Below are 21,775 nucleotides of genomic sequence, written 5' to 3' on the forward strand. Positions count from 1 at the left end.
TTTCAGGCCCTCTCCGACGCCCTCCGGGCGTCCGCGTAGAAGTCGATCTTGTAGTTCAGCACGGCGAGCGTGTCCTGGAGTTCGGCGATGCGCGTGCGCACGTCGCGGCGGGTCGACTCCAGCAGTTCCTGCCGTTCCTCGAAGGTGTGCTCGCCCTCCCGCAGCAGTTCGGCGTACCTGACCATGTCCGCGACGGGCATGCCGGTCAGCCGCAGCTTGCCGACGAAGGCCAGCCAGTCGAGATCCCGGTTGCTGAAGCGCCGCTGGCCGGTGTGCGAGCGGTCGACGTGCGGCATCAGCCCGATCCGCTCGTACCAGCGCAGGGTGTACGCGGTGAGCCCGGTGTGCGCGGCGACCTCGCTGATCGTGTAGTGGTCCCGGCCCTCGGGGCGCGGGTGGGCACGGGTCGCGGCGGCGCGGAAATCGGTGCGTGCGGGGACGGTTTCCGTCACGGTCATGACCTCCACGCTAGGACCTTGGAGTGCACTCCAAGCAACCGTAAAACGGGAAGAAGTTTCCGGGCCGGTCCCGATAGCCTCCGGCAGCATGAGCCCCGTACGCCGCGCCCGCCCCGCCGACGCCGCGGAAGTGATCCGCCTGCGCCAGGTGATGATCGACTCGGTCCACTCCGAATCGTCGACCGACTGGCAGGCAGAGTCGCTGCCGACCCTGCGCGGCAGGCTCGCGGAGCAGGACGGGGACTTCGCCGCGTTCGTCGTCCCCCACCCGGACCGTCCGGGCGCACTGGCCGCGCTCGCCGCCGGCACGGTCGAGTACCGCATCGGGGGCTCCGGCAATCCGCACGGCGCCGTCGGCCACCTCTTCAGCGTCGCCACCGACCCGGACCAGCGGCGCAGGGGCCACGCCCGGGCGTGCACCGAGGCGCTCCTCGACTGGTTCCGCGAGCGGGGCGTGCGGAGGGTCGACCTCAACGCGTCCGCCGAGGCGGAGCCGCTGTACGCCTCGCTCGGCTTCGTGCGCAAGCCCGACCCCTCGATGCGGCTGACGCTGTAGAGCCTTTACGCTCGTACGCATGCAGAGCCTGGCGTCGCTGATCGAGAACTGGCCGGTACCCACCGCGGCGGCCGCCGTCGTGCGCGCGGACGGCGCCGTCCTCGGGTCGTACGGCCCGACCGGCCACCGCTTCCCGCTGGCGTCGGTGACCAAGCCGCTCACCGCGTACGCCGCGCTCGTCGCGTACGAGGAGGGGGCGGTCGAGCTCGACGAGCCGGCCGGTCCCGAGGGGTCCACGGTCCGCCACCTGCTGGCCCACACCAGCGGGCTCGCCTTCGACGAGCACCGCGTGATGGCGCCGCCCGGTGAGCGCCGGCTGTACTCCAACGCGGGCTTCGAGGTGCTCGGGGACCACATCGCGAAGGCGACGGACATCCCCTTCGCCGACTACCTGCGCCAGGCGGTGCTCGAACCGCTCGGCATGGCGGCCACCTCGCTGGACGGCTCGCCCGCCAAGGACGGTGTCTCGACCGTCGACGACCTCGCGCGGTTCGCCGCCGAGCTCCAGGCCCCGCGTCTGCTGGACGCGCGCACGGTCGCCGCGGCGACGGCCGTGGTCCACCCCGGGCTGAAGGGCGTCCTGCCCGGCTACGGCCACCAGAACCCCAACGACTGGGGGCTGGGCTTCGAGATCCGTGACTCCAAGTCGCCGCACTGGACGGGCGGTTCGTCCTCGCCGCGCACGTTCGGGCACTTCGGCCAGTCCGGTACGTTCCTGTGGGTCGACCCGGACGCGGGCCTCGCCTGCGTCGCGCTGACGGACCGGGCGTTCGGCCCGTGGGCCGTCGAGGCGTGGCCGCCGTTCACGGACGCGGTACTGGCCGGCTTCGGCGCCCGCTAGGTTCCGCCGCCCCGCGCGGACGCGATCGAACGGGCCGCGCGCCGATGGAGGGGGTCGCGGGGTGGCTCCGAACGAGTGGAGTCGCCGGACCGCGTACCGGACGAGGACTTCCGCCGGGGGGCCGGGTGGTGAGGTTTGCCGTCCGAGCCCCGGAGCTGGAAGAGGCGCCCTCCATGCGGCGTACCCCCCACCGCCGTCTGTTCGCCGCAGGCTTCTAGGCGCAGGCAGTGGCGGGCAGGGAGCCGTCGCTGCCGGTGAGGGCCACTTCGGCCAGGCCCTCCGGGTCCTCGGCGTGGGCCGCCGTGCAGACCAGTTGCCGCACGGCCGCCGCGTCGAGCGAGCGCACGGCGAACGCGACCGTGACGCGCAAGTCCCCGGCCTCGCCGCCCCCGTTCCCGTTCGCCGCCGGTTCGACCCGGACCGGCGCGCCGGCGGTCGGCAGCCGGGTGGTGATGCCGGCCGCGTGCTCCTCGGGCGTGGGGCCGTGCAGCAGCGCGGCGAGGCTCTTGGCGGCCGCCGTGGGGGGAATCCCGTCGACGTACCTGACCACGGGAATCGACGAGCCGTCCGGTCCGACGAAGAAGAGCAGCATCCCGTCCTCCTGGGCCACGTCGGCCAGGGCCGGTCCGCCCGCCTCGACCACTTCGCTGGCCCGTATGCCGCATCCGGCGAGCAGCAGCGACGCCGACGCCAGGGCGAGGGAGCGCAGGTACTTCACGCGGTCACCTCACTGGTGGTGAGGGGGATCTCCACGACGAAGACGGCGCCGCCGCCGGGGCCGTTCGCGGCACGGACCGTACCGCCGTGCAGCCGTACGTTCTCCAGGGTGATGGCGAGTCCGAGGCCGCTGCCCGCCGAGCGCGCGCGGGCCTGGTCGGCCTTGTAGAAGCGGTCGAAGACGTGCGGCAGCACGTCCGCGGGGATGCCGGGGCCCCGGTCCGCCACCTCGGTCACGAGCCAGTGCGTGGTCCCGCCGCCCGGCCCGTCCGGCGTTCCGTCCGCCGCCTCCTCCGGGGCCGGCGGGCGGGTCCCGGTGCTCAGCGTGACGGTGACGGGCGGCCGGCCGTGCCGCAGGGCGTTGCCGACCAGGTTGGCGATCACGACGTCGAAGCGCCGGGGGTCGAGCCGGGCACGGATGCCGTCGGGCAGGTCGAGGACGATCTCGGCGGGGTCCGTCCAGCGGCGGCTCTGCAAGGTCCTGCGGATGGTCTCGGCGGCGTCGACCTCGTCGGTGTTCAGCTCGGCCGCACGGGCGTCGAAGCGGGAGATCTCCATCAAGTCCTCGACCAGCACGGCCAGTTTGCCGGTCTCATTGCTGATCAGACGCACCGCCGCGGCCGTGTCCGGGTCGAGGCCGGCCGCGTCCTCGTCGAGCAGTTCGGTGACGGCGAGCATCCCGGCGAGCGGGGTGCGCAGTTCGTGGGAGACGTCGGAGGCGAAGCGGCGGGCACGGGCCTCGGCGCGCTGGAGTGCGTCCACGGAGCGTTCGAGCGCGGCGGTGGACTCGTTGAACGTACGCGCCAGTTCGGAGAGCTCTCCGCCGCCCTTGACGGGGATACGGGTGTCCAGCCGGCCCCGGCCGAGGCTGCGGGCCGCCTGCCGCAGGTCGCGGACCGGGCGCAGCACACTGCGCGCGGCGAGGAGGGCGGGCACCAGGGCGATCGCGAGCGCCGGCAGGGCGCCGTCCCGTGCGGCGACGACCATGGCGTCGACGTTGGCCTGTTCGTCGGTGAGCGGCATGACGGCGAAGAAGGTCAGGCCCGTGGGGCGCACGGTCCGCCCGCCCGTCCCCGGAGGGCTGGTCCGGAAGACGACGGGCACGGCGACGGTCAGGTAGGGCTCGCCGCCCTTGACGACCCGCTGGAAGCTGCCGTGCGGCGTGCCCCGGGCCTCGCGGCGCAGCTCGGGCGTGATGACCGTGGAGGTGGCTCTGGTACCGGAGGAGATCCGCATGGACCCGTACTCGGCGTACACCCACCAGTCGCGGCCCTTGCCCTGCCGGGCGAGCGTGCGGGTCATCCCCTGCATCTGTTCCCTGTTGGGCGGCAGGTTGAGGTGGAACTCCTGGATCTGCTCGCGGAAGGACGAGACAGCCGAGTCCTGCGCCTGTTTGAGCAGGGCGTTGCGCGCCTCGCGGTAGGTGAGGGCGGCCGTGGTGCCACAGCCGACCGCGGCGACGAGCAGGAAGGCGAGGACGAGCCGCGTGCGCAGCCCGGAGATCATCACAGTGGCCCGAAGCGGTAGCCGAAGCCGCGAAGCGTCTGGATGTAGCGGGGGCTGCCCGGAACGTCCTCGATCTTGTTGCGCAGCCGCCGTACGCACGCGTCGACGAGCCGGGCGTCGCCGTGGTAGCTGTGCTCCCATACGTGTTCCAGCAACTGCTGCCTGCTGAAGACCTGTTCCGGGGCCGCGCACAGGTGCAGCAGCAGCTTCAGCTCCGAGGGGGCGAGGGAGACGCGCTCGCCGGACTTGGCGACGGTGAGCCCCGCCCGGTCGACGGCGAGCTCTCCGTGGAACTCGACGGCGGGCCGCGGGCCGCCGGGTTCCTCGATGCGGCGCAGCACCGCCCGGATGCGGGCCTCGATCACCTCGGTGCGGGCCGGCTTGACGATGTAGTCGTCGGCGCCCGCCTCCAGGCCGATGACGACGTCGAAGTCGTCGCCCCGGGCCGTGAGCATGATGATCGGCAACTGGCTGCTGTCCCGCACCCGGCGGCAGACCTGGACACCGTTCATGCCCGGCAGCATCAGGTCCAGGAGCAGCAGGTCGGGACGGAACTCGGCGAGGGCGGCGAGCCCGGCCTCCCCGGTGGCGGCGGTCCGCACGTCGTGGCCGCGGCGGCGCAGCCCCAGCTCGACCCCTTCGCGTACGGAGGGGTCGTCTTCTATCAGGAGCACGCGTGGCATCTGTGGAGTATCCCAAGGGGTGAGGGTGGGGTGTACGGCGCTGTCCTCGCGGTCGCTGTCGTCGTGGCCGCCGTCCTCATCGCCGCAGCCGCCGTACCGCTCCCGTGAGCAGGGCCTCGACCTCGGTCAGGCGCAGCGGCCCGGCGAGGACGGCGAACACCGCGAGGATCACGGCCGCTCCCGACGCCGTCGCCGCGGGCGCGCCGGCCCCGGCCGCCCATCCGGCGGCGAGGTGGCCGAGGGCCGCGGCGGGGACGGCGGCGGCCAGCAGCCGGGCGTGGGCGGCCAGGGAGGGGGAGCGTCCCGCCGTCCGGTCCGGCGGCAGGCGCCGGTGCAGGGTGTACGCCGTGAGCGCCCAGCCCGCGCACAGCGCGAGCGAGTACGCCCCGGCCATGCCCGTCACCGCCCAGCGGGCGGGCAGCAGGAGGTACGCGGCCGTGGACAGGCCCGCGTTGAGTCCGGCGATCACCAGGTTGAGGAGGAAGGGGGTACGGGTGTCGCGCAGGGCGTAGAAGGCCCGGGAGAGGACGTACTGGCCCGAGAAGGCGACGAGGCCGGGCGCGAACGCCATGAGGATGGTCGCCATCGCGGCGGTGTCGTCGGGACGGGTCTCGCCGTACTGGAAGACGAGCGCCATCAGCGGCTGCGCGAGGGCGAGCAGCGCGCAGGCCGCCGGGACGACGGCGGCGGCGCTGGTGCGCAGCGCGTACGAGACGTCGCGTCGTACGGCCGGCCCGTCCCCGTCGGCCGCCGCCCCGCTCATCCGGGGCATCAGGGCGGTGACGAGCGAGACGGTCACGATGCCGTGCGGCACGGCCCACAGGAGATAGGCGTTGTTGTAGGCGCTGAAGCCGACGCCGCCGTCGATGCCCAGGTCCGCCGCCCGCTGCCCGGCCGACGTGGCCAGCCGGGTCACCACCCAGTACGCGGCCTGGTTGGTGAGGACCAGCATCACCAGCCACCCGGCCGCCCGCAGCGGGCGGGTCAGGCCGCTGCCCCGCCAGTCGAACCGGGGCCGCCAGCGGAACCGGGCCGCGCGCAGGACGGGCAGCAGCGCGAGCGCCTGCACGGCGATGCCGGCGGTCGTGCCCCAGCCGAGCCAGGCCGTGCGGGCCGGCGACAGCGGGCCGTCGGACGTGGCGGCGAGCCCGAGGTAGAGCGCGAATACCGCGATGACCACGGCGTTGTTGAGGACCGGAGTCCACATCATCGCGCCGAACCGGCCGCGTGCGTTGAGCACTTGGCCGAGCAGGGTGAACAGGCCGAGGAAGAAGATCTGCGGCAGGCAGTAGCGGGCGAAGGCGACTGTCATGTCGGCCCGCTGACCGGTGTAGGAGGTGTACGCGTCGACGATGGCGGGCGCCGCGAGGACCGCGCCCGCGGTGATCGCCAGCAGCGCCACGACGCAGACGGTGAGCAGCCGGTCGGTGTACGCGGCTCCGCCGTCCTCGTGCTCCTTGGCGGCCTTGACCAGCTCGGGCACGAAGACGGCGTTGAGCGCGCCGCCGAGCAGCAGCATGTAGACGATGGTCGGCACGGTGTTGCCGACCGCGTAACCGTCGGCGGTCACGCCGACGCCGAGCGCCGCCGCGACGACGGCGGAGCGTACGAAGCCGGTGGCCCGTGAGACGACGGACCCGGCCGCCATGAGCGCGCCGCTGCGCAGCACGGACGAGGGTTTCGGCGCGGCGAGCGACGTGGTGCTCATCGGCGGGCCAGATACGCCTGGAACGCGCGGTACAGCGTGTGATTGGTCGTGCCTGCCATCGGCGTCTCCCACTCCCCCAGTGTTTCGACGACCTGTCCGCCCGTGCCGAGTTTCCAGCGCAGCAGACCGTGTCCGCGGTCGTCGGGATCGAGGGTGGAGGGTACCCCGCGCATGTCGTAGACGTCGGCGCCGAGTGCGTGGGCGTCCCGCAGCATGCGCCACTGCAGGGCGTTGGAGGGCCGGACCTCGCGCCGGTGGTCGGCGGAGGCGCCCGTCTGGTACCAGACGCGGCGGCCCACCGTGAGCATGGTGTGGGCGGCGAGGATCTCGCCGCCGTGGCGGGCGAGGTAGAGCTTCATCCGGCCCGGCTGCTCGGCGTTGAGGACCTCGTACTGCCGCTCGTAGTACGCCAGGGAGCGGCCGAGCCGGAATCCGTCGCGCTCCTCGGTGATCCGCAGCAGCCGGTAGAACTCGGGGAGGTCGGCGGCGCCTCCGACGGACACCTCGACGCCGGACTTCCCGGCCCGGCGCACATTGCGGCGCCACTCCTGGTTGAGCCCGTTCCACAGGTCGTCGACGGTGCGCCCGGCGAGCGGGACCTGGAAGACGAGGCGCGGCTGCGCGTCCCCGTCGCCGCTCGGGCCGTCGCCGCCGCAGCGCCGCCAGCCGCGCGCCCGCAGCCGCTCGGACACGGCGGTGCCCAGGGGGTCGACCTCGCAGGCGAGGACGTCGTGGACGCTTCGGCCGGGGCCGGTGAGCTGCTTGAGCCGGGCGGCGTTCCAGCGCCGGAAGGCGGGCGCGGGCCCGATGCGCACGGCGAAGACGCCGGCCTCCCGCAGATGCTTCAGCAGCGGAGTGAGCCAGCCGTCGATGTCCGGGTCGGCCCAGTCGGCGTACGGCCCCTCCGGCAGGTACGCGAAGTACTTCCGGGTGCCGGGGAACGGGCGGAGCAGGACCAGGGCCACCCCGGTCAGCCCCCGCGCGCCGGGCGGGCCGGGGCCGTCGTCCGCGGGTCCCCAGCCGATCAGCCGCGACTGCCACCCCTCCTTCACACCGGCCCAGGACGGGCACTGCAGGAAGCTGGGGCCGGACGGCCCGGCCGCGCGGGACGCGAGGAACGCGCGGTACGTCTCGGCGGTGATGGGCCCCAGCCGGGTCTCCCGGTTGCGGGCGGCCGCCGTCACGAGCAGAGCTGACACAGCGTGAACCTCCGGTTTCCGCCCCCTCGTTGGTGGGGCGGTCAGGAGATTCACAGCCGACCGTGACCGTGCCGCGCGGCGAATGTGACCGGACGACGACCGTTTGTTCCCAACCGCCGTCACATCACCGCCGGGCCGGTTTCCGGGGTTTTCCGCGGCTTAGAGTCCGGACATCCCACCCCTTTCTGGAGGCTTCCGTGAGTCATATACGTGCGTCGCGCACCGCTGCCGTGGCCGGCGTACTGAGCGCCGTGCTCTGCGCCTGTTCGTCCGGCGGCGCGAGCGTCGCGCCGCCGGCCGACGGCAGGCCGGCCGGCGGGCCCGACCGTCCGGTGACCGTCACCGTGACCCCGGACGGCAAGGGCGCGGCCGCCGGGAAGCCGGTCGTGGTCACCGTGAAGGGCGGCACGCTGTCCTCGGTGACCGTCGTCGACGCCGAGGGCGACCGGCTCGCCGGCCGCCCGGCGCCCGGCAAGGCGTCCTGGACCTCGGACCGCAAGGCGGTGCCCGGCACGACGTACGAGGTGGAGGCGAAGACCCGTACCAAGGGCGGCCGTGAGGCCACCAGCCGGACCTCGTTCACCACGGCCGCCGCGAGCAGGGTCAACAAGCTGTCGCTCGCGCCCGGGAAGAACTCCACCGTCGGCGTCGGCCAGCCGCTGTCGGTCGTCTTCGACAGCCCGGTCGCGCACAAGGCCGACGTGGAGAAGCAGCTCAAGGTGACCACATCGAACGACACCGAGGGCTCCTGGGGCTGGGTCCGCGACCACTCCGGCCGCGACCGCGCCGACTGGCGCCCCAAGGACTACTGGAAGGCCGGTACGAAGGTCGTCCTCGAAGCCCAGCTCAACGGCACCGACTCGGGCCCGGCCGGCGGCTGGTTCGTCCGCGACTACCGCACCGGCTTCACCGTCGGCGCCCGCCAGGTCGTACGCGTCGACCTCGACCGCAAGCTCCTCACACTGGAGCGGGACGGGAAGAAGCCGGTGGAGATCCCGGTCTCCGGGGGCACCCCCGGCGGCGACAAGCGGTCCTGGCGGGGGACGGCCGTGCTGATGGCGAAGGAGGGCACCATCAACATGAACTCGGAGACGGTGGGCCTGGGCGACGCGTACGACAAGATGGTCGACTACTCGATGCGCCTGACCTGGTCCGGGATGTACGCGCACGCCGCCCCCTGGAACGCCCGCTACTTCGGCCGGGCCAACATGAGCTCCGGCTGCATCGGCATGAGCACGGCCGACGCGGCGTACTTCTACGGCCGGGTCCACGTGGGCGACCCGTTCGAGATCAAGGGCCGGGACACCAAGGGCACGGTCGCCGAGGGCAACGGCTACGGCGCGTGGAACGTCTCCTGGGAGCAGTGGAAGGCCAAGAGCGCGCTGAAGGGCTGACCCGGGGGTCAGCCGCTCAGCTCCCACAGCAGCACCTCGGCGGGGGCGGCGGCCGCCACCAGCTCCAGGCCGTCCGCCCCGGTGATCAGCGCCGCGTCGCCGGGTCCCAGCGCGTGGTCCCCGAGGCCGAAGCGGCCGCGTACGACATGGGCGTACACCAGCGGCGCGTCCGGGACCGCCGTGCGCTCCCCGACGCCCGGCCGCCGCACGTGCAGCAGCGCGCCGGCCCGGGGCAGCGCGTACGGGGTGGCGTCCGCGATGCCGCGCACGACCTCGTACGAGGGCTCCCCGCCGGGGTCCACCGGCGCCAGCCACATCTGCACGAACACCAGCGGCACGTCGCCGTCGTTGCGCTCCACGTGCCGGACGCCGGCGCCCGCGCTGAGCCGCTGCACGTCGCCGGGGCGCACGACGGTGGCGTGGCCGGCCGAGTCGCGGTGGGTGAGTTCCCCCTCGACGACCCAGGTGACGATCTCGGTGTGGCTGTGCGGGTGCTCGTCGAATCCGGCGCCCGGCGCCAGCCGTTCCTCGTTGCAGGCCAGGACGGCGCCGAAGCGCAGGAGGTCCGGGTCGTAGAAGTGCCCGAAGGAGAAGGCGTGCAGGGACTCGACACCGGCGGAGGCGTCACCGCCGCGGAAGCGGTCCGCGGAGCGCCGTACAGAAATCACGGAGCCCACCGTAGCCCCGGCCCGACGACCCGGGGTTCCGATAAGGCAGTCTTGTCCCGTGCCCCAACCCGATCCTGAGCAGCCCGCCGCGAAAGCCGCCCACCCGCATTCCGCGACCTTGCGCCGGCTGGAGAAGTCCTCCGGCCGCCTCGCCGCGAACGCGATCGCCCGCATGGACGAGACGCTGCCGTGGTACCGGGCCATGCCCCCGGAGAACCGGTCGTGGATCGGCCTGGTCGCCCAGGCCGGCATCGCCGCCTTCACCGAGTGGTTCCGGCATCCCGAGACACCGCAGGCCATCTCCACCGACGTCTTCGGCACCGCGCCCCGCGAGCTGACCCGGGCGATCACGCTGCGGCAGACCGTCGAGATGGTGCGTACGACGATCGAGGTCATGGAGACCGCGATCGAGGAGGTCGCGGCGCCCGGCGACGAGTCGATCCTGCGCGAGGCCCTGCTCGTGTACGCCCGCGAGATCGCCTTCGCGACCGCACAGGTGTACGCGCAGGCCGCCGAGGCACGCGGCGCCTGGGACGCCCGCCTCGAATCGCTCGTCGTGAACGCGGTGCTGTCCGGCGAGGCCGACGAGGGCGCGGTGTCCCGCGCCGCGGCGCTGGGCTGGAACTCCCCGGAGCATGTCTGCGTCGTCCTGGGCACGGCGCCCGACGGCGACTCCGAGCTGACGGTCGAGGCGATCCGCCGCGCCGCCCGGCACGCCAAGCTCCAGGTGCTGACCGGCGTGCTCGGCAGCCGCCTGGTCGTCATCGCGGGCGGCAGCGACAACCCGCTCCAGGTCGCGAAGGCCCTGATCGGCCCGTACGCCGCCGGGCCCGTGGTCGCCGGGCCCATCGTCCAGGACCTGCTCGCCGCCACCCGCTCCGCCCAGGCCGCCGCCGCCGGGCTCAAGGCGTGCCAGGCGTGGCAGGACGCCCCGCGCCCGGTCCTGGCGGACGATCTGCTGCCGGAGCGGGCGATCGCCTCCGATCCCGCTGCGCGGGAGCAGTTGGTGGAGGAGATCTACAGACCGCTGGAAGAGGCGGGCTCGGCCCTGCTGGAGACACTGAGCGTGTATCTGGAGCAGGCGAGCAGTCTGGAAGGCGCGGCCCGGATGCTCTTCGTGCACCCGAACACCGTGCGATACCGCCTCCGACGTGTGACGGACGTCACCGGGTGGTCACCCTCCGATGTTCGATCCGCCTTCACTCTGCGCATCGCGCTCATCCTGGGGCGTCTGGCCGACGGGGACCCGCAGCCCTAGACTTTTGTCGAACACCAACAAATCCCCCGACGGTTCTTGGTCCCTGTCCCCACGGGCCCGCGGGTCCGTCCACAAGAGAGAGTGTGAGGGTGCTCGTACTCGTCGCTCCCGGCCAAGGCGCTCAGACGCCCGGCTTCCTGACTCCCTGGCTCGACCTCCCCGGCGCCGCCGACCGGCTCGCCGCCTGGTCCGACGCCATCGGGCTCGACCTCGTCCACTACGGCACGCAGGCCGACGCGGACGCGATCCGCGACACGGCCGTCGCCCAGCCGCTGCTGGTGGCGGCGGGCCTGCTGTCCGCCACCGCGCTGGACGCCCGCCCGCACGTCTCCGCGGTCGCCGGTCACAGCGTCGGTGAGATCACCGCCGCCGCGTACGCCGGTGTGCTCACCGAAGAGGCCGCGCTCGGTTTCGTCCGTACGCGCGGCCTGGGCATGGCCGAGGCCGCCGCCGTCACCGAGACCGGGATGGCCGCACTGCTCGGCGGTGACGCCGAGGTCGTCGTCCCGCATCTGGAGAAGCTGGGCCTGACCCCGGCCAACGTGAACGGCGCGGGCCAGATCGTGGCCGCGGGCACGATGGAACAGCTCGCCGCGCTCGCGGAGGACAAGCCCGAGGGCGTACGCCGGGTCGTGGAGCTCAAGGTCGCCGGCGCGTTCCACACGCACCACATGGCTCCCGCGGTCACCGAACTCGGCAAGGCGGCGCAGGATCTGGTCGTCTCCGATCCGGCCGTCACCTATGTCTCCAACGCCGACGGACGTACGGTCTCCACCGGCTCCGAGGTCGTCGCGCGCCTGGTCAGCCAGGTCTCCAACCCGGTCCGCTGGGACCTGTGCATGGAGACCCTCAAGGAGCTGGGCGCCACCGCGCTCATCGAGGTCTGCCCCGGCGGCACGCTGACCGGCCTCGCCAAGCGCGCACTGCCCGGTGTGCAGACTCTCGCGCTCAAGACCCCCGACGACCTCGAAGCGGCCCGCGCGCTCATCGCTGAGCACGCGGCGCGATAGGAGCCCGAGAGAGCATGTCGAAGATCAAGCCCAGCAAGGGCGCCCCGTACGCGCGGATCATGGGTGTCGGCGGCTACCGTCCGACCCGTGTCGTGCCGAACGAGGTGATCCTCGAGACGATCGACTCGTCCGACGAGTGGATCCGCTCCCGCTCCGGCATCGCGACCCGCCACTGGGCCTCCGACGAGGAGACCGTGGCCGCCATGTCGATCGAGGCGTCCGGCAAGGCCCTCGCCGACGCCGGGATCAGCGCCGGTCAGATCGGCGCCGTGGTCGTCTCGACCGTCTCGCACTTCAGCCAGACCCCGGCCATCGCCACGGAGATCGCGGACAAGCTCGGCACGGCGAAGGCCGCGGCCTTCGACATCTCGGCCGGCTGCGCGGGGTTCGGCTACGGCCTGACCCTCGCCAAGGGCATGATCGTCGAGGGCTCGGCGGAGTACGTGCTGGTCATCGGCGTCGAGCGGCTGTCCGACCTGACCGACCTGGAGGACCGCGCGACGGCCTTCCTGTTCGGCGACGGCGCGGGCGCGGTCGTCGTCGGCCCCTCCGACGAGCCGCACATCGGCCCGACCGTCTGGGGCTCCGAGGGCGACAAGGCCGGCACGATCAAGCAGACCGTGCCGTGGGACCGCTTCCGCATCGGCGACGTGTCCCAACTGCCCCTGGACTCCAAGGGCGAGGTCAAGTTCCCGGCCATCACGCAGGAGGGCCAGGCGGTCTTCCGCTGGGCCGTCTTCGAGATGGCGAAGGTCGCCCAGCAGGCGCTGGACGCGGCCGGGATCTCCCCGGACGACCTGGACGTCTTCATTCCGCACCAGGCGAACATGCGGATCATCGACTCGATGGTGAAGACTCTGAAGCTGCCGGAGCACGTCACGGTCGCCCGTGACGTCGAAACCACCGGTAACACCTCGGCCGCCTCGATTCCGCTCGCGATGGAGCGGCTCCTGGCGACCGGGCACGCGAAGAGCGGCGACACCGCCCTGGTCATCGGCTTCGGGGCGGGTCTCGTCTACGCCGCCACGGTCGTTACCCTCCCCTAGGCACGTCCGGACCGTTCCGGGCCTGCCGCTTTACCCGATTCCCTCTGCTCAACACCGAAGGAGCGCCACAATGGCCGCCACTCAGGAACAGATCGTCGAAGGTCTCGCCGAGATCGTCAACGAGATCGCCGGCATCCCGACCGAGGACGTCCAGCTGGACAAGTCCTTCACCGACGACCTGGACGTCGACTCGCTGTCCATGGTCGAGGTCGTCGTCGCCGCCGAAGAGCGCTTCGACGTCAAGATCCCCGACGAGGACGTCAAGAACCTCAAGACGGTGGGCGACGCCGCCGACTACATCCTCAAGCACCAGGCCTGATCCGGCCGGTCCTGTGTCGCCGCCCGGCGGTGGCGCCGTGAAAATTCAGCACCCTCTACACGTGGAGAAAGAATTCCTGTGAGCCCGACCAATCGCACCGTGGTCGTCACCGGTATCGGCGCAACAACACCGCTGGGTGGCGACGCCGCATCGACCTGGGAAGGCCTGCTGGCCGGACGCTCCGGCGTCAAGCCCCTGGAGGGCGAGCGCTTCGCCGAACTGCCCGTCCGCATCGCGGCCCAGGCGGCCGTCGACCCGGGCGACGTACTGCCCCGCCCGCTCGCCCGCAAGCTGGACCGCTCGGCGCAGTTCGCGCTGATCGCGGCCCGTGAGGCGTGGGCCGACGCGGGGTACACCGACAAGGCCGGCGAGGACGACAAGATCCAGCCGAACCGCCTCGGCGCGGTCATCGCCTCCGGCATCGGCGGCGTCACGACGCTGCTCGACCAGTACGACGTGCTCAAGGAGAAGGGCGTACGCCGCGTCTCCCCGCACACCGTGCCCATGCTCATGCCGAACGGTCCCTCTGCCAACGTCGGCCTCGAGGTCAACGCCCAGGCGGGCGTGCACACTCCGGTCTCCGCGTGCGCGTCGGGCGCCGAGGCCATCGGTTACGCCGTCGAGATGATCCGCACCGGCCGCGCCGACGTGGTCGTCGCCGGCGGTACGGAAGCGGCGATCCACCCGCTGCCGATCGCGGCCTTCGCCAACATGATGGCGATGTCCAAGAGCAACGACGAGCCGCAGAAGGCCTCGCGCCCGTACGACACGGGCCGCGACGGCTTCGTCCTCGGCGAGGGCGCGGGCGTCGTGATCCTGGAGTCGGCCGAGCACGCGGCGGCGCGCGGCGCCCGGGTGTACTGCGAGGTGGTCGGCCAGGGTCTGTCCGCGGACGCCCACCACATCGCGCAGCCCGAGCCGAGCGGCCGCGGCATCGCCGTCGCCCTGCAGAACCTGCTCGACGACACCGGTCTGAAGCCGGCCGAGATCGTGCACCTCAACGCACACGCCACCTCGACCCCGCAGGGCGACGTCGCCGAGATCAAGGCGCTGCGCAAGGTCCTCGGTGACGACCTCGACCACGTGGCGGTCTCCGCCACGAAGTCGATGACCGGCCACCTGCTGGGCGGCGCGGGCGGCATCGAGACCGTCGCGACGGTGCTGGCGCTGCACCACCGGACGGCCCCGCCGACCATCAACGTCGACGACCTCGACGCCGATGTCGACGCCGACGTCGTGCGCGACGAGCCGCGGGCGCTGCCCGAGGGCACGATCGCCGCGATCAACAACTCGTTCGGCTTCGGCGGCCACAACGTGGTCCTCGCCTTCCGTTCGGTCTGATCCGCGCGGGCACACAGCCGAAAGGCCCTGCCGGGAGCTCCTCGCTCCCGGCAGGGCCTTCGCCGTCGCGTTCCCGGCGCGGGGTCAGCGGACGGCGAACACCGGCGGTTCGCCGTCGGTGTACCGGTTGACGACGACGTATCCGTCGCGCACCGCCAGCATCTCGGCGTCGATCGACACCGGCGCCTCCTTGCCCAGCGTCGTCTTCTCGACGGCGCCCTTCGCCCCGGGGTCGAGCACGGCGACGTCCGAGCGGGGCCATCCGGCGGTCAGCGCCGCCACCCGGCCGTCGTCCCGCAGGGTGAGCGCGCCGATGTGGCCGATCTTGGGGCTGTGCCACAGCTCCCTGCCGTCCTCGATCGAGAAGCCGGCGACGTACTGGGGCACGATGTCGCCCGGTTTCTGCACGGCGGCGACCAGCGTGTCGCCCGCCACGAACGGGCCCTCGGCCTTGAGGTCGTCGGGCGACAGCCGTATGTCGAGGTCGCCGGAGCGGCCGGACAGCGGCACGGCCGCGCGTGCCTCGCCCCGCTCGTCGAAGGAGAGCACCGCGCGCACGCCCCGTTCGTCGGTCTCCTGGAAGCCGATCACGGCCGGCTCGACGGAGTACACGTACGCCGTGCCCGCGCTCTCCACCGGCAGCTTCGTCACCCACCGCTCCACTCCGCTGCGGGTGTCGAGGGCCAGCAGCCGCGCGGTGACGTCCCCGTCCCTCTTCGCCGGGGCGCACTCCTCCACGACCAGGGTCCGGGCGGCGCTCGCGCCCGCCGTGAGGATCCGGCAGCGCTCGGGCACCGTCCGCTTCCACTGTTCCTCGCCGGCGGCTGCCGACCGGCCGCGTACCGCCCCGTCCTCCAGGGACACGGCGGTGGCGCCGCCCAGGGCGATGCCCTTGCCGATGCCTTCGCCCTGGAGGGACCGCTTCCACAGCGTGGCGCCGTCGTCGAGCCGGATGGCGGCGAGGGTGGCGCAGGGCTTGTTGTGACGCCCGTAGGCGACGAGCCCCACCCCCTTGGACGGGTGGGCGCTCTGGGCGCACACGGACGCCCGGTCCGGCGCCGGGGTGTTCCACCGCTCCTTGCCGTCCTTCACGGCGTAGGCGACGAGGCCGTCGGTACGGACCCGGACGACCGTGTCGCCGGCGGACCAGCCGCGCAGCCCCTTGACGGCGGCGGGGCGGTCGTGCGGCGCCCGCCAGGCGATGTCCAACCGGTCGACGGCCTTCATCGGAGAGGTGATCCGCACCTTCTCGCCGCGGAGCCACTGATATCCGTACAGCCCGGGCAACAGGCCGGCCAGCAGCCCGGCCACCACCACGCCTGCGGCGACCGCGCGGCGCAGCCCCGCCGTGCCCAGTGCCTTGCTGAGGCCCACCGCCCCGGCGAAGGAGAACGCGAACGCGAGGAGGAGCACGGTGGGCAGGCCCTCCGGGCAGTCGTCGCCGCCGCACGCCCCGCCGCTCTCACGGAACAGCGCGGTCCAGCCCAGGGCATGGAGGACGACGGCCCAGCAGACCACGACTGACGCCAGCAGTACGGCGGCCACTTCGACCGCCGGTCGTATACGCACAACCAACCCCCACACAGAGCGGTGCACTGCGTGTGCACCGTGGGGCGGAATGTATCGGGCGGCCGTCGCGCGCGGTCGAGAGGGTCAGACCACCTGGTGGAGCCAGCGCACGGGGGCGCCCTCGCCCGCGTATCTGAAGGGTTCGAGTTCGTCGTCCCAGGGCTTGCCGAGCAGCTTGGCGACCTCGGCCTCCAGGTCGGTCTCGCCGCCCACCGAACGGGCCAGAGCGGCGCGCAGCCGGTCCTCGGGGATGAGGATGTCGCCGTGCATTCCGGTGACGGCGTGGAAGATGCCGAGGCCGGGAGTGGAGCTGTAGCGCTCGCCCTCGGCCGTCGGGCAGGGTTCGGCCGTCACTTCGAAGCGCAGCAGGTGCCAGCCGCGCAGGGCGGAGGCCAGCTTGGAGGCGGTGCCCGCCTGGGCCTGCCAGGAGAACTCGGCTCTCCACGTGCCGGGCGAGGCCGGCTGTCTGATCCAGTCGAGGTTGACCCGCACACCGAGTACGCCCGCTACTGCCCATTCGACGTGCGGGCACAGCGCGCGCGGTGCGGAGTGAACGTACAGAACTCCACGTGTCGTCACCGGGACCTCCAGTGTGGGACGAGGTTCGCCTTCCCCAGCGGCCTCGCGCCCGTACCGCCTCTTCCCGGTCGGCTCCCGAGGTTGTCAACAGTAAACAGCATCGGGAGTTAATCTCCTGAAAAGGGACAGTATGTGACGTGATGTAATTTACCGGAGCCCCGGATGGGCGAAGGGCTGCTGGTTCGACGGGGAAAAACTACCGTGCGGCGGCGTCCGGCGGGTGACGTACTGTCGGTCGGGGTGGACGCGGACACCAAGCTTTCACTCGCCAGGACGCCGGTACGACGCCACGGAGGGGGTCAGGGGATGCGGGTACGCCGCCGCGCGCGCGGCCGGGAGCGCCGGCCGCATGCCGCCGCAGCCACCGCGACGGCGGCCCTGCTCGTCCTGCTGGGCGCGCTCGCCGGGTGCGACGCCGGGGACGACACGGACCCGGGCGGACCGCCGGCGGCCCGCCCGGCCGTCCCGAAGCCGACCCCGCTCTGGGACCGCAGCCCGGAGTCCGTCGCCGCCGTCGGGGACTCCATCACGCGCGGTTTCGACGCGTGCGAGGTCCTCGCGGACTGCCCGGAGGTCTCCTGGGCCACGGGTACGGACGCCACCGTGCGCAGCGTTGCTTTGCGACTGCTGGGCAGGTCGGGAGCGGTCGGGCGCGCCTGGAACCACGCCAGGTCCGGCGCGCGCATGGCCGAGCTTCCCGAGCAGATGACGCGGGCGGTCGCGGACAAGCCGGAGCTGGTGACGGTCATGGTGGGGGCGAACGACGCCTGCCGTGACGATGTGTCGCACATGACATCGGTGGCTGACTTCCGAACGTACTTCGAGACGTCGGTGAAGAAGCTGCGCGACGAGCTCCCCGAGTCGCAGCTGTACGTGTCGAGTGTGCCGGATCTGAAGCGGCTCTGGTCGCAGGGACGCGCGAATCCGCTGAGCAAGCAGATCTGGAAGCTGGGGATCTGCCAGTCGATGCTGGCCTTCCCGGACGCGACGGACGCGGCGGCGGTGGCCCGGCGCGAGTCGGTGCGGCAGCGGGTCGTGGCGTACAACGAGGTGCTGAGGGACGTGTGCGCGAAGGACGCGCGCTGCCGGTACGACGGCGGCGCCGTCTTCGACTTCCGGTTCACCGGGGAGCAGTTGAGCCAGTGGGACTGGTTCCACCCGAGCAGGAACGGGCAGCGGCGGCTGGCCGAGATCGCGTACCGCAACATCACGGCGGCCAGGCCTCCCGCGTAGGGTCTTCGGTCATGAACGCGGAACCCTCCCCGGCACGCCCGGAGCCCTTCGGCACGCTCGACGACGGCACGCCCGTCCACCGCTGGGTCCTGGAACGGGACGGCGTGGTGGTGCGCGTGCTGACGTACGGCGGAATCGTCCAGTCGGTGGAGACCCCCGGCCGGGACGGGCGCACGGCCGGCGTGGCGGTCGGGTTCGACGCTCTCGCGGGGTACGTGGAGAGTCCCGGTCCGTACTTCGGGGCACTGGTCGGGCGGTACGCCAACCGGATCGCGGGCGGCGCCTTCGCCCTGGACGGGCGGACGTACGCGTTGGCGCGCAACGGGGGCCCGCACAGCCTGCACGGCGGCGAGCGCGGCTTCGACAAGCGGGTGTGGGACGCGCGGCCGCTGCCGTACGGCGTGTGCCTCTCGCGGGTCAGTCCCGACGGCGAGGAGGGTTTTCCCGGGCGCGTCGAGGTCTCGGCGGCGTACACGCTGGAGGAGGGCGGTGCGCTGCGGATCGCCTACCGGGCGGTGACGGACGCGCCGACCGTGGTGAACCTGACGAATCACACGTACTGGAGCCTCGGCGGCGGCCCGTACGAGCTGCGCCTCGCGGCGGGGGCGGTGACGCCGGTGGACGGCGAGGGGATACCGACCGGCGCGCCGCGCGACGTGGCGGGCTCGCGGTTCGACTTCCGCTCGGCGCGGGTGCTCGGCGGCGGGTACGACCACAACTTCGTGCTGGACAAGGGCGTCACGGCCGGGGCCGAGCCGGTGGGCGAGCTGTACGACCCGGGGTCGGGGCGGGTGGTGACGATCGCCACGACGGAGCCGGGGGTGCAGGTGTACACGCCGGACGGGTTCGACGGGGTCGCGCTGGAGACGCAGCACTTCCCCGACTCGCCGAACCGGCCGGAGTTCCCCCCGGTGGTGCTGCGCCCGGGTGAGGTCTACGCGTCGACGACGGTGTACGGGTTCGGCGTGCGCGGGTAGGGCGGGGGCCGGGGCGGCCGTTGCCCGGGTCCTTCCCCGGCCGCCCCGCCCCCGGAGCGGGGAAGTCAGTCGCCTTGGAGGTCCAGGGTCGCCGTCAGCCGGACGTCGGTGAGGGAGCGGCCCGTGCGGACCTCGTACGTGCCGGGGACGAAGGACCAGGCGCCCGCCTCCTCGTCCCAGATCTCGAACGCGCGGGCCGGCAGTGCGATCTCCGCCTCCGCCCACTCCCCCGGCCCCGCCTCGACGCTCGCGAATCCCGCCAGCCACCGCGCCGGGCGCTCCACCGCGTCCGCCTGCGGGGCCAGGTACACCTGGACGACCTCGCGGCCGGCGCGTGACCCGGTGTTGCGCACCCGGATCTTGGCCGTCGCGCGGGTCGCCTCCAGGGACTCGTACTCCCAGGTGGTGTACCCCAGGCCGTGACCGAAGGGGTACGCCGGCGCGGCGCCCGCCCTGTCCCAGGCGCGGTAGCCGATGTACAGCCCCTCCCGGTAGCGGAGCTCGCCGCCGGTCGGCGCGACCTCGGTCACCGGCGCGTCCGCGAGGACCGCCGGCCAGGTCGTCGGCAGCCGCCCGCCCGGCTCCGCCGCGCCGAGCAGCACGTCGGCGAGCGCTGCGCCGCCCTCCTGGCCGGGGAACCAGCCCAGCAGCACGGCGGCCACCTCCTCGCGCCACGGCATCTCGACCGGAGAACCGGAGTTGACGACCACGACCGTGTTCGGGTTGGCGGCGGCCACCGCGTGGACCAGGTCGTCCTGGCGGCCGGGGAGGCGCAGGTCCGTACGGTCGAAGCCCTCCGACTCGACCTGCTCGGTCGTGGCGACCACGACGACCGCCGCATCCGCGCCGCGGGCCGCTTCGACGGCCTCGGCGATCAGGTCGTCGGCGTCACGCCGCGGGGCCCCGTGCAGCAACGAGAACATGACCGCCGGGAGCGGTACGCCGTCCCGCCGGTCGAGGACGTGGGTGAGCGAGACCTCCACGGGCTCGCCGGCCGTGAGACGGACCCGTCCGCGCTCGGCGGGGGCGCCGAAGAACGCCTCGAAGGGGTCGGAGGCGTCGGACACCGGCTGCACGCCGTCGTAGAGGACCTCCCCGGCGACGGTCAGCGTGAACGCGCCGGGGCCCCGGGTGCCGAAGGTGTGCTCGCCGCTCTCGCGCGGGGCGAAGGCGCCCCTGACCTCGACGCTGTGGAGCGCCTCGTGCGTGACGCCGTCGGGCAGGTCGCCGCCGATCCACTGGACCTGGCCGCCGGGGAGCGAGCGCGTGCCGATGACGTCACCGGCGGCGTCGCGGCAGACGGCGTGCAGGGCGAAGCCCGCTGCGGCGGGTCCGAGTTCCTCGCTGGGGTCGGCTCCGACGGCGTACGTCGGCGCGGCGTCCGGCAGCGCGGCGGCGAGGCCGTCGAGAGGGGCGACGACCCGCTCGGGGAAGACGGTGGCGGAGCCTCCGCCCAGGACGCGCGCGTCGCGGGCCGCCGCGCCGACGAGGGCGAGGGTGCGGAGCTCGGAGGGGTCGAGGGGCAGGACGCGGCGGTCCGTCCGTACGCCGTCGCGAGCCCCGCCGCCCGCCTCGTCGCGCACTCCGCCCGCCGTCTCGTCGCGTACGCCGGCCCGCGCCTCGTCGCGTGCCTCGCTGCGCACCTCGTTGCGTACAAGGACGAACGCGCGGCGGGCCACCTCGCGGGCCAGGGCCTGGCCGTCCACCGGCTCCGGCAGTTGGGTGACGGCCGGCGGCGCGCCGTCCAGGGCGCCGACCCGGGCCGCGAGCCGCAGGACGTTGCGCACGGCGTCGTCGACCACGGCTTCGTCGACCACGCCCGCGCGGACCGCCCCGGCGAGCGCGTCGCCGTACACGGTGACGGGGCCCGGCATGGCCACGTCGAGGCCGCCTTGGATGTCGCCGGTGGTGGAGCGGGCCGCCATCCAGTCGGAGACGATGAAGCCGTCGAAGCCCCACTCGCCGCGCAGCACCTCGTTCTGGAGGTAGCGGTGCTCGGTCATGCTCACACCGTTGACCTGGTTGTACGCGGCCATGACGCCCCACGGGTGGGCGTTCTTGACGATGGCTTCGAAGGGCGCCAGGTACAGCTCGCGCAGGGGGCGCGGTGCGATGACGTTGTCGACGGTGAAGCGGTCGGTCTCGGCGTCGTTGGCGACGAAGTGCTTGACGGTCGTGCCGACGCCGCCGTCCTGGACGCCGTTCACGTAGCCCGAGCCGATCTCGCCGGTGAGGTACGGGTCTTCGGAGTAGCACTCGAAGTGCCGGCCGCCGAGCGGCGAGCGGTGCAGGTTCACCGTGGGGGCGAGCAGGACGTGCACGTCCTTGCGCCGGGCCTCCTGGGCGAGGAGGCGGCCCACGCGGCGGGCCAGCTCCGGGTCCCAGGTGGCGGCGAGCGCGGTCGGTGACGGGAGCGCGACCGAGGGGTCGTCGGCCGTCCAGCGGACGCCGCGCACGCCGACCGGACCGTCGGACATGACCAGGGACTTCAGGCCGATCTCGGGGAGCGCGGGCAGCGACCACATGTCCCGGCCGCCGAGCAGCGCGGCCTTGGCTTCGAGACCGAGTTTGCCGAGAGCCGCCTCGACGGCCTCTTCGCGCATGCGGTCGGGGGTGTCGTGGGTGCTGGTGTCGACTGCCACGTCGGTACCTCCTCGTTGGAGTCCTGTCCGGCTCTCTCGTCCCTCCATCGTCACGGGTTTACCTGTAGAAC

At 73.0% G+C, this 21,775-nt stretch carries 20 protein-coding genes; 10 read left to right on the top strand and 10 right to left on the bottom strand.

Translation table 11 applies throughout. The annotated features are described in order from the left end of the window. Nucleotides 1-2: 2 nt before the first annotated feature. Nucleotides 3-458, bottom strand: coding sequence for a MerR family transcriptional regulator (locus tag AC07FK_RS07955; protein WP_479103540.1), 456 nt, complete (start codon nucleotides 456-458; stop codon nucleotides 3-5). An 88-nt stretch (nucleotides 459-546) separates the two neighbouring features. Here AC07FK_RS07955 and AC07FK_RS07960 point away from each other — a divergent pair, with 88 nt between their 5' ends. Together AC07FK_RS07960 and AC07FK_RS07965 are read left to right on the top strand one after the other, a co-directional pair. Then, nucleotides 547-1,014, top strand: a complete 468-nt coding sequence (locus AC07FK_RS07960; protein ID WP_479103541.1) for a GNAT family N-acetyltransferase — start codon at nucleotides 547-549, stop codon at nucleotides 1,012-1,014. Nucleotides 1,015-1,033: 19 nt separating this feature from the next. Beyond that, nucleotides 1,034-1,855: a serine hydrolase domain-containing protein gene (locus AC07FK_RS07965; RefSeq protein ID WP_479103542.1), complete on the top strand. Its 822-nt coding sequence runs from the start codon at nucleotides 1,034-1,036 to the stop codon at nucleotides 1,853-1,855. Nucleotides 1,856-2,069: 214 nt separating this feature from the next. On the opposite strand, the gene AC07FK_RS07970 is transcribed toward AC07FK_RS07965, so the two are convergent. The 5 genes from AC07FK_RS07970 to AC07FK_RS07990 form a co-directional block, all read right to left on the bottom strand. Further along, on the bottom strand, nucleotides 2,070-2,573 hold the full coding sequence (locus tag AC07FK_RS07970) for a hypothetical protein (protein ID WP_479103544.1): 504 nt from the start codon (nucleotides 2,571-2,573) through the stop codon (nucleotides 2,070-2,072). Then, a complete protein-coding gene (locus AC07FK_RS07975; protein WP_479103546.1) occupies nucleotides 2,570-4,078 on the bottom strand; it encodes an ATP-binding protein in 1,509 nt (502 codons plus the stop codon). Before AC07FK_RS07975 ends, AC07FK_RS07970 begins: the two co-directional genes overlap by 4 nt. Next, nucleotides 4,078-4,761 carry a response regulator gene (locus AC07FK_RS07980; protein ID WP_479103548.1) on the bottom strand — a complete coding sequence of 228 codons (684 nt, stop codon included), beginning with the start codon at nucleotides 4,759-4,761 and terminating at the stop codon, nucleotides 4,078-4,080. The genes AC07FK_RS07975 and AC07FK_RS07980 overlap by 1 nt, the downstream gene beginning before the upstream one ends. A 76-nt stretch (nucleotides 4,762-4,837) precedes the next feature. Beyond that, nucleotides 4,838-6,469, bottom strand: a complete 1,632-nt coding sequence (gene murJ, locus AC07FK_RS07985; protein ID WP_479103549.1) for a murein biosynthesis integral membrane protein MurJ — start codon at nucleotides 6,467-6,469, stop codon at nucleotides 4,838-4,840. Then, nucleotides 6,466-7,668, bottom strand: coding sequence for a lipid II:glycine glycyltransferase FemX (locus tag AC07FK_RS07990; protein ID WP_479103550.1), 1,203 nt, complete (start codon nucleotides 7,666-7,668; stop codon nucleotides 6,466-6,468). Before AC07FK_RS07990 ends, murJ begins: the two co-directional genes overlap by 4 nt. A gap of 197 nt (nucleotides 7,669-7,865) precedes the next feature. Between AC07FK_RS07990 and AC07FK_RS07995 the strand changes: the two genes are divergently transcribed. Continuing rightward, on the top strand, nucleotides 7,866-9,062 hold the full coding sequence (locus AC07FK_RS07995) for a L,D-transpeptidase (protein ID WP_479103551.1): 1,197 nt from the start codon (nucleotides 7,866-7,868) through the stop codon (nucleotides 9,060-9,062). Between the two features lie 8 nt (nucleotides 9,063-9,070). Here the strand turns inward: AC07FK_RS07995 and AC07FK_RS08000 are convergent, their stop codons facing one another. Further along, a complete protein-coding gene (locus AC07FK_RS08000; RefSeq protein ID WP_479103553.1) occupies nucleotides 9,071-9,730 on the bottom strand; it encodes a pirin family protein in 660 nt (219 codons plus the stop codon). Nucleotides 9,731-9,788: 58 nt separating this feature from the next. Between AC07FK_RS08000 and AC07FK_RS08005 the strand changes: the two genes are divergently transcribed. The 5 genes from AC07FK_RS08005 (at nucleotide 9,789) to fabF (ending at nucleotide 14,704) form a co-directional block, all read left to right on the top strand. After that, entirely contained in the window at nucleotides 9,789-10,988 is a 1,200-nt protein-coding gene (locus AC07FK_RS08005; RefSeq protein WP_479103555.1) for a PucR family transcriptional regulator, read from the top strand. A gap of 89 nt (nucleotides 10,989-11,077) precedes the next feature. Beyond that, nucleotides 11,078-11,998, top strand: coding sequence for an ACP S-malonyltransferase (locus tag AC07FK_RS08010; protein ID WP_479103556.1), 921 nt, complete (start codon nucleotides 11,078-11,080; stop codon nucleotides 11,996-11,998). Between the two features lie 14 nt (nucleotides 11,999-12,012). After that, nucleotides 12,013-13,044, top strand: coding sequence for a beta-ketoacyl-ACP synthase 3 (locus tag AC07FK_RS08015; protein WP_479103557.1), 1,032 nt, complete (start codon nucleotides 12,013-12,015; stop codon nucleotides 13,042-13,044). 70 nt (nucleotides 13,045-13,114) lie between these two features. Then, on the top strand, nucleotides 13,115-13,363 hold the full coding sequence (locus AC07FK_RS08020) for an acyl carrier protein (protein ID WP_468705563.1): 249 nt from the start codon (nucleotides 13,115-13,117) through the stop codon (nucleotides 13,361-13,363). Between the two features lie 78 nt (nucleotides 13,364-13,441). Further along, a complete protein-coding gene (gene fabF / locus AC07FK_RS08025) occupies nucleotides 13,442-14,704 on the top strand; it encodes a beta-ketoacyl-ACP synthase II (RefSeq protein WP_479103559.1) in 1,263 nt (420 codons plus the stop codon). Nucleotides 14,705-14,788: 84 nt separating this feature from the next. On the opposite strand, the gene AC07FK_RS08030 is transcribed toward fabF, so the two are convergent. Both AC07FK_RS08030 and AC07FK_RS08035 read right to left on the bottom strand, forming a co-directional pair. Continuing rightward, the gene (locus AC07FK_RS08030; protein ID WP_479103561.1) at nucleotides 14,789-16,273 is read right to left on the bottom strand and encodes an outer membrane protein assembly factor BamB family protein; all 1,485 of its coding nucleotides are present in this window, start codon (nucleotides 16,271-16,273) and stop codon (nucleotides 14,789-14,791) included. Nucleotides 16,274-16,357: 84 nt separating this feature from the next. After that, nucleotides 16,358-16,852, bottom strand: coding sequence for a DUF3145 domain-containing protein (locus tag AC07FK_RS08035; RefSeq protein ID WP_069928886.1), 495 nt, complete (start codon nucleotides 16,850-16,852; stop codon nucleotides 16,358-16,360). 306 nt (nucleotides 16,853-17,158) lie between these two features. Between AC07FK_RS08035 and AC07FK_RS08040 the strand changes: the two genes are divergently transcribed. After that, nucleotides 17,159-18,085 carry an SGNH/GDSL hydrolase family protein gene (locus AC07FK_RS08040; protein WP_479103562.1) on the top strand — a complete coding sequence of 309 codons (927 nt, stop codon included), beginning with the start codon at nucleotides 17,159-17,161 and terminating at the stop codon, nucleotides 18,083-18,085. An 11-nt stretch (nucleotides 18,086-18,096) separates the two neighbouring features. Then, complete coding sequence (locus tag AC07FK_RS08045) at nucleotides 18,097-19,062, top strand: aldose epimerase family protein (RefSeq protein ID WP_479103564.1); 966 nt, start codon at nucleotides 18,097-18,099, stop codon at nucleotides 19,060-19,062. 65 nt (nucleotides 19,063-19,127) lie between these two features. Here the strand turns inward: AC07FK_RS08045 and AC07FK_RS08050 are convergent, their stop codons facing one another. Beyond that, on the bottom strand, nucleotides 19,128-21,665 hold the full coding sequence (locus tag AC07FK_RS08050) for a beta-glucosidase (protein WP_479103940.1): 2,538 nt from the start codon (nucleotides 21,663-21,665) through the stop codon (nucleotides 19,128-19,130). Nucleotides 21,666-21,775: the final 110 nt, after the last annotated feature.

This window comes from Streptomyces sp. NPDC046122, assembly GCF_056429965.1.